The 6,860-nt window shown below is 60.1% G+C and carries 5 protein-coding genes; 1 reads left to right on the top strand and 4 read right to left on the bottom strand.

From position 1 onward, the window contains the following. Positions 1 to 194: 194 nt before the first annotated feature. The 4 genes from IAE50_RS23555 to IAE50_RS23540 are packed head-to-tail and all read right to left on the bottom strand — an operon-like array spanning position 195 to position 4,649. Positions 195 to 1,430, bottom strand: a complete 1,236-nt coding sequence (locus IAE50_RS23555; protein ID WP_200581481.1) for an MFS transporter — start codon at positions 1,428 to 1,430, stop codon at positions 195 to 197. Between the two features lie 22 nt (positions 1,431 to 1,452). Next, on the bottom strand, positions 1,453 to 2,988 hold the full coding sequence (locus IAE50_RS23550; RefSeq protein WP_200581480.1) for a DHA2 family efflux MFS transporter permease subunit: 1,536 nt from the start codon (positions 2,986 to 2,988) through the stop codon (positions 1,453 to 1,455). A 10-nt stretch (positions 2,989 to 2,998) separates the two neighbouring features. After that, a complete protein-coding gene (locus IAE50_RS23545; RefSeq protein ID WP_200135758.1) occupies positions 2,999 to 4,171 on the bottom strand; it encodes an efflux RND transporter periplasmic adaptor subunit in 1,173 nt (390 codons plus the stop codon). Positions 4,172 to 4,193: 22 nt separating this feature from the next. Beyond that, positions 4,194 to 4,649 (bottom strand): MarR family transcriptional regulator, encoded by a 456-nt coding sequence (locus IAE50_RS23540; RefSeq protein WP_094419707.1) that lies wholly within the window; start codon positions 4,647 to 4,649, stop codon positions 4,194 to 4,196. An 890-nt stretch (positions 4,650 to 5,539) separates the two neighbouring features. Between IAE50_RS23540 and IAE50_RS23535 the strand changes: the two genes are divergently transcribed. After that, positions 5,540 to 6,853, top strand: coding sequence for an MFS transporter (locus IAE50_RS23535; RefSeq protein WP_076769971.1), 1,314 nt, complete (start codon positions 5,540 to 5,542; stop codon positions 6,851 to 6,853). Positions 6,854 to 6,860: the final 7 nt, after the last annotated feature.

Here is a 6,860-nt window from a genome sequence, read left to right as displayed (position 1 = left end):
TCATTCACGCTTCGGTTCGCCGATTTCAGCGGGGACACAACCCCTCGCTGTCATATTGCGGATATAAAGCAGTACCGGTTTCGCTGAAAGCCCGTTTTTGTAGGCCGGATAAGGCGTAGCCGCCATCCGGCAGTGGTGTGGTGGTGATGGCGCGTAAACGTTTATCCGGCCTACGCCCCCGCCAGCAAGGCGCTTTACCCACCATCACTCTCCAGCCGCTGCCGATGCCGCAATCCCGGAAACCACCTCATCCACAGCGCCACCACAATCAGCGTCCCCACCCCGCCAATCGCCGCCGCGGGCACCGCCCCCAGCCACGCGGCGAGCATCCCGGACTCAAACTCGCCAAGCTGATTGGAGGTATTGATAAATATCGAGTTCACCGCATTGACCCGCCCGCGCATCTCATCCGGCGTATCAAGCTGCACCAGCGAGCCACGGATCACCATGCTGATCATGTCAAACCCGCCGAGCGCAAACAGCGCCAGCAGCGAGAGCCACATCCAGCTTGAGAAAGCAAACACCAGCGTCGCCACGCCAAAGCCCGCGACCGACATAAACATAATAATGCCGACACGGCGCGTCAGCGCTCGGTGGCTTAGCCAGAAGCCAACCAGCAATGCTCCGACCGCCGGAGCACTGCGCAGAAGCCCCAGCCCGAGCGGGCCGGTATGCAATACATCGTGGGCGAAAATCGGCAGCAGCGCCGTCGCACCGCCGAGCAGCACGGCGAAGAGATCGAGGGAGATCACCCCCAGCACATCCGGCCGGTTACGGATAAAGCGCACCCCGGCAAAGAGGGATGAGAGCGTCGCGGGCGTGCGTTTTGGCTGCGCCTGCTCATAGCTCAGGGTGATCACCAGCAGCAGCGAGAGCAGATAGAGCGCCGCGGTGACGCTGTAAACCACATCCGCGCCCGCAGCGTAGAGAAAGCCGCCCAGCGCCGGGCCAACGATCTGCGCCGCCTGGCCGGAGACTGCATTCGCCGCCGTGGCGCGTGGCAGAATCGAGGCCGGAACCAACGCCGGTAGCATCGAGATCATCGACGGCGATTCGACGGTTTTCGCGCAGGAGATAACAAAAATCAGCGCCAGGATGACGCCGACACTGGCATCGCCCTGCCAGGTGAGCCAGGCGAGCGCCACAATCGCCACCCACTCGCACACCTGCGACAGCAGCACCACGCGACGGCGGTCAAATTGATCGGCGATATGCCCTGCGGGCAGCGCCAGCGTCAGCGAGGGAATAAACTGCACCAGGCCAATCATCCCCAGCCAGAAGGCGCTCTGCGTCTGGGAGTAGATCTGCCAGCCGACAATAATCGACAACATCTGAAAGCCAAAGCTGGAGCTGGTGCGCGCCAGCCAGAAGGCGACAAAAGATCGGTGCTGCAATAAACGGCCATCGCTGGCGGATAACAGGGGTGCCATAACATCTCTCTATGGGTAGTAATTAGTGTCCGGCCGACGGCGCGCCGGGCGCACCGCTACGCACAAACGGCGGGCGGGCAAACCAGATAACAATCATCAGTGCTAAAAAGAGCCAGCCCAGCAGCCAGAAGTAGTCGATGGTCGACAGCATATAGGCCTGCTGCTCCAGGGTTTTATCCACCGCCGCCAGGTGCTGCTGCGTCGCGCCACCCATCTTATGCAGATAGTCTGTCGCCGCCGGGTTCCACTGCGAGACACTTTCGCTGAGGGTGGCATGGTGGTAAATCTCCCGCCGTGACCAGATCCAGGTAGTGAGCGACGAGGCAAACGAGCCGCCCAGCACGCGGAAAAAGGTCGCCAGACCGGAGCCTTCCGCCACCGCCTGGCCGTGCAGGTTAGAGAGCACAATGGTGGTGATGGGCATAAAGAAGAAGGCCACGCCAATGCCCATAAACATCTGCACTTCGGCAATGGTGCGGAAATCGACCTCGGTATTGAACTGCGCACGCAGCAGGCAGGAGGCCCCCATGGTCAGAAACGACAGCGTTGCCAGAATACGCAGGTCAACTTTATGGGCATAGCGTCCAATAAACGGCGTCAGCAGCAGCGGCAGAAAGCCCATCGGTGCCGCCGCCAGCCCGGCCCAGATCGCCGTGTAGCCCATCTGGGTTTGCAGCCACTGCGGCAAAATAATGTTAATGGCGAAAAAGGCCGCGTAGCCGAGGGTCAGCGTGGCGGTGCCGATGGCGAAGTTGCGATCCTTAAACAGCCGCAGGTTAACAATCGGGTGCTGCTCGCCAAGCTCCCACATCACAAACGACACCAGCGCAATCGCCGAGAGCACCGACATCACAATAATTTCGTTCGAGGCGAACCAGTCGAGATCGTTGCCCTTATCCAGCACCACTTGTAACAGGCCAACGCCGAGCACCAGCAGCGCAATGCCGATGTAATCAATCGGCGAGGTGGTAGTGGTCTCTTCCCGCTCGCGCAGCTGCATCCAGACGACAATCGCCGCGAAGATGCCAATCGGCACGTTGATGTAGAAGATCCACGGCCAGGCGTAGTTATCGGTGATCCAGCCGCCGGTAATCGGCCCGACAATCGGTGCCACCACCGTCACCATGGAGAGCAGCGCCAGCGCCATGCTGCGTTTGCTGGTGGGAAAAATGACCAGCAGCAGCGTCTGACACATCGGAAACATCGGCCCGGCGAAAAAGCCCTGCAGCGCGCGAAAGACGATCAGCTCCGTCATGCTGTGGGCAAAGCCGCACAGAAATGAGGAGAGGGTAAAGAGCGCCACTGAGCCAACAAACAGCCGCAGCTGACCAAAGCGACGGGTAAACCAGCCGGTGAGCGGCAGCGCAATGGCGTTACAGACCGCAAACGAGGTGATGACCCAGGTGCCCTGATCGGCGCTGACGCCGAGATTACCGGCAATGGTCGGCAGCGCCACGTTGGCGATGGTGGTGTCCAGCACCTGCATAAAGGTCGCCAGCGACAGCGCAATCGTCGCCAGCAGCAGGCTGGGCGGCGTAAATGCCGATTTATCTTGCATCGCGTCTCTCTTAGCGGGCGGCTACCGGCTGGCTATTATCGTGAAGGATCTTCGCCACCAGCGCGTCGGCCTTATCCAGCGCATTCTGGTAGACGTCTGTTGCGAAACGCGGCTGCGCGACGCTCTGCTGCGGCAGCAGGTGCCCTTCGGTATCGCGAATATCGACGCGGGCGGCCATCGACAAGCCGACGCGCAGCGGATGTTTCTGCATATCATGAGGATCGAGGGTAATGCGCACCGGCAGACGCTGGACAATCTTGATCCAGTTGCCGCTGGCGTTCTGCGCCGGCAGCAGGGAGAAGGCGCTACCGGTACCAATGCCGAGGCTCTCAATCGTGCCGTGATACTCCACGTCATCGCCATAGAGATCGGCAGTGAGCGTCACTTTCTGCCCGAGGCGCATGGTGCTCATCTGGCTTTCTTTAAAGTTGGCATCTACCCACACCTGATCGAGCGGCACAATCGACAGCAGCGTAGTGCCGGAATCGACGCGCATACCAAGCTGCACTGCGCGCTTCGCTACATAGCCGCTCACCGGCGCAACAATGGTACTGCGGGCGTTATCGAGAAAGCGCTGACGCAGGGTGGCGATGGCGCTTTTGATCTCCGGATGGCTGTCGATAACGGTGTCGTCAACCATTGCCAGATTGGTGTTGAGCGCCTGCTGCGCGGCAATCAGGTCACTTTTCGCACTAGTGACGTTGTCACGATAATGAGCCAAATCCTCAGCGGTGACCGCACCGGTGGCGAAAATCTTCTGCCGACGCGCGTAGTCACTCTGCGCCGTTTGTAGCGCCACTTTTTTCGCCGCCACCTGCGCACGGTAGTTATCCGCAGTGCTGTAAAGCCCACGCACCTGGCGCACGGTGCTGGCAAGGTTAGCCTGCGCCTGTTGCAGCGCAATCTCGGTATCGGCCGGGTCGAGCAGCACCAGCGGCTGCCCTTTTTGTACAAAGTCCCCCTCATCAACGGCGACCTGGGTGACGGTACCGCCAATCTGCGGCGTCAGGGTCACCTGGTTGGCGCTGACATAGGCGTCATCGGTGGTTTCGTAATAGCGGGCATAGAGCAGATACCAGGCCAGGCAGCCGGCGGCGATAACCACCAGCAGCACAAACAGAATGGCGAAGTTGCGCTTACGTTTACTCGGCGCGCGTGCAGGTTGAGCAGCTGAATCGGTCATCTTGATCACCTTTCAGGAAAACTTAGCGATAGGGTTGGGTTGCGCCGTCAGGCAGCATTTTGATCAGCAGCGTCACCAGCTGTTGCGCTTCATCATCGGTGAGACGCTCGGTGAGTGAGGTGAGGATCGACGCCAGCGCCTCATTCTGGAAGCGATCGCAAATCCCCCGCCCCTTCTCCGTCAGGCCGAGGATCACCTGGCGTTTATCGTCGGGGTTGGTGGTGCGCACCACCAGGTCGCGCTTTACCATCCGCTCAAGCATGCGGCTCATGGCGCCCGCGTCCATCAGCAGGTTTTTGCTCACTTCAACCGGGCTGGTGAAGCCTTTATAGATGCTGATCAGCACCTTGAACTGCGCGGCGGTGATATCCGCCGGCGAAAAGTAGTGGCTGATAAGCTGGTCTTTGAACTGGTTTGCCAGGTGGATCAGCAGGCCGAGGTGCAGCGTCGGGTTAGGGTTATCCGCAGAATTTGTCATGATATTTGCCTGATCAATAATTACAAATGAAATTACTGACCAGGCAGATAAGTGTCAATGGATTGTCAAGATAAACGCACGTTTTGTCAGTTTCCGGCAACCGTACCCGGCACTTGTAGGCCTGATAAGCGCCGCGCCATCGGGCAATTCCGCACTGCCGGATGGCGGCTTGCGCCTTATCCGGCCTGCAAAAGCCTATGCATCGGTGCTCCGTAGGCCGGATAAGCGGTACGCGCCATCCGGCAATGTTTCAGCGACACCGGTTTTTTTCTCTGCGATATGACAGCGATGGGGGTTGTGTCCCCGCTGAAATCGGCGAACCGAAGCGTGAATGACAAGGTCTGGACGCCAGGGATGGCGGACAGAGGCGAACCGAGACAGGATGTCGAGTCGAGCCGGCCGCAGTCAGGCGCGCGGGAGGTGAGCGCAGTGCGCAGCACCGATTTCCTCGCGGGGCCGCGGGGATTGACAAGGGGAGCGCGGCCGCTCCCTTTGTCCCGTTCACCGCATAAGGGGTTAATGAAACTCCCCAGCGCCTGGTGAACGGAACCCTTCCACCAATGCCACATACCCGGCCCATTGCCGGATGGCGGCTTTCGCCTTATCCGGCCTACAAAACCTCTGCCTCGCCCCCGTAGGCCCGATAAGCGCAGCGCCATCGGGCAATGCCGCAGTGCCGGATGGCGGCTTTCGCCTTATCCGGCCTACAAAAGCGAATCGCATCGGCTCATGCACTGAATCCATTGCTTCACTATATGAAGCACTTTTCCGCCGCAATCTTTGATAAGCCTCACGCAACACAACACGCCGCTCGCCTGCACGCTTTCGATGCCCAACACTGCCTGCACGATAACAACAACGCAGATACCCTACTCACTACGGGAGGCTCAATGGAGCACACCACCTCACAGCCCTACGACGGCACAGAGCAGAAAGTGCCCGCCCGCCGCACCGCGAAAATCATGCTTTCGGCGGGCGTCGGGCACTTTATCGAATGGTTCGACTTCGGCCTTTACGGCACGCTGGCGGCGATCATCGCCAGCAACTTCTTTGTCAGCGACGATCCGGCGATCGGCCTGCTGAAATCCTTCGCCGTCTTCGGCTCCGGCTTCTTAATGCGCCCGCTCGGCGGCCTCTTCTTCGGCTCAATGGGCGACCGCCAGGGGCGGCGCAAAGTGCTGGTGACGGTGATCGTTATCACCTCCATCTCCACCTTTGTGATGGGCATTTTGCCCACCTTCCAGCAGGCCGGGATCATCGCGCCAATCCTGCTGGTGCTCACCCGCTTGGTGCAGGGCTTCGCCGCCGGGGGTGAAAGCTCTGGTGTTATCACTTATCTCGCCGAAAGCGCACCGCCGCACCGCCGTGCGACGCTCACCTGCTGGAGCGAAAACTTCAGCTTTATGGCCTTTGTCTGCGGCTCCGGGCTGGTGCTGCTGCTCACCCATACCCTCGGCGAAGCAACGATGAACGACTGGGGCTGGCGCATTCCCTTCCTGCTTGCCGCCCCGCTTGGCCTCGGTGGGCTCTATATGCGCCGCAATATGGAAGACTCTGCCGAGTTCCATAAGCTGAAAGCCAGCGGCAAAATCGAAGCCTCACCGCTGCGGAAAACCCTCTCCACCTCAATGACCGCCCTGCTGTTTTGTACCGGCTTTGTGGTGGTGAAAGCGGTGAGCAGCTGGGTGCTGCAATCCTTTATGCCGGGTTATCTCTCCACCCACCTGCACTACAGCCGCACCGACTCCTACCTCATCACCACCCTCGGGCTGCTGAGTGTGGCGATCTGTATGCCACTCACCGGCTATCTCTCAGATCGCTGGGGCCGACGCCCGCTAATGTTAATGGGCTGTGGTGGCTTCATTCTGTTCACCTGGCCGGCGATGCTGCTGATGAGCCAGGGATCGGTCGGCGCCTCGATTGCCGCTATGAGCCTGCTCGGCGTGTTTGTCGCCATGTTTAACGGCGGCTGCGGTGCGGCGATGGTTGAGCTGTTCCCGACCGCCATCCGCTACGGCAGCATCGCCATCGCCTACAACCTCACGGTTGCCGTCTTTGGCGGCGTAACGCCGTTCGCCTCGGCGGGGCTTATCACCCTGACCGGCGACCCGCTCTCCCCGGCGTGGTACGTAATGGGCACTGCGCTTATCTCTTTTATTGTCGTGTGGATCGCCAAAGAGACCGCCGGCAAAGTTCTCGATTAACCTGACC

It is taken from the genome of Kosakonia sp. S42 (assembly GCF_016624785.1).
Taxonomy (GTDB): Bacteria; Pseudomonadota; Gammaproteobacteria; order Enterobacterales; family Enterobacteriaceae; genus Kosakonia; species Kosakonia cowanii.
This window is presented reverse-complemented; position numbering and strand designations above follow the sequence as displayed.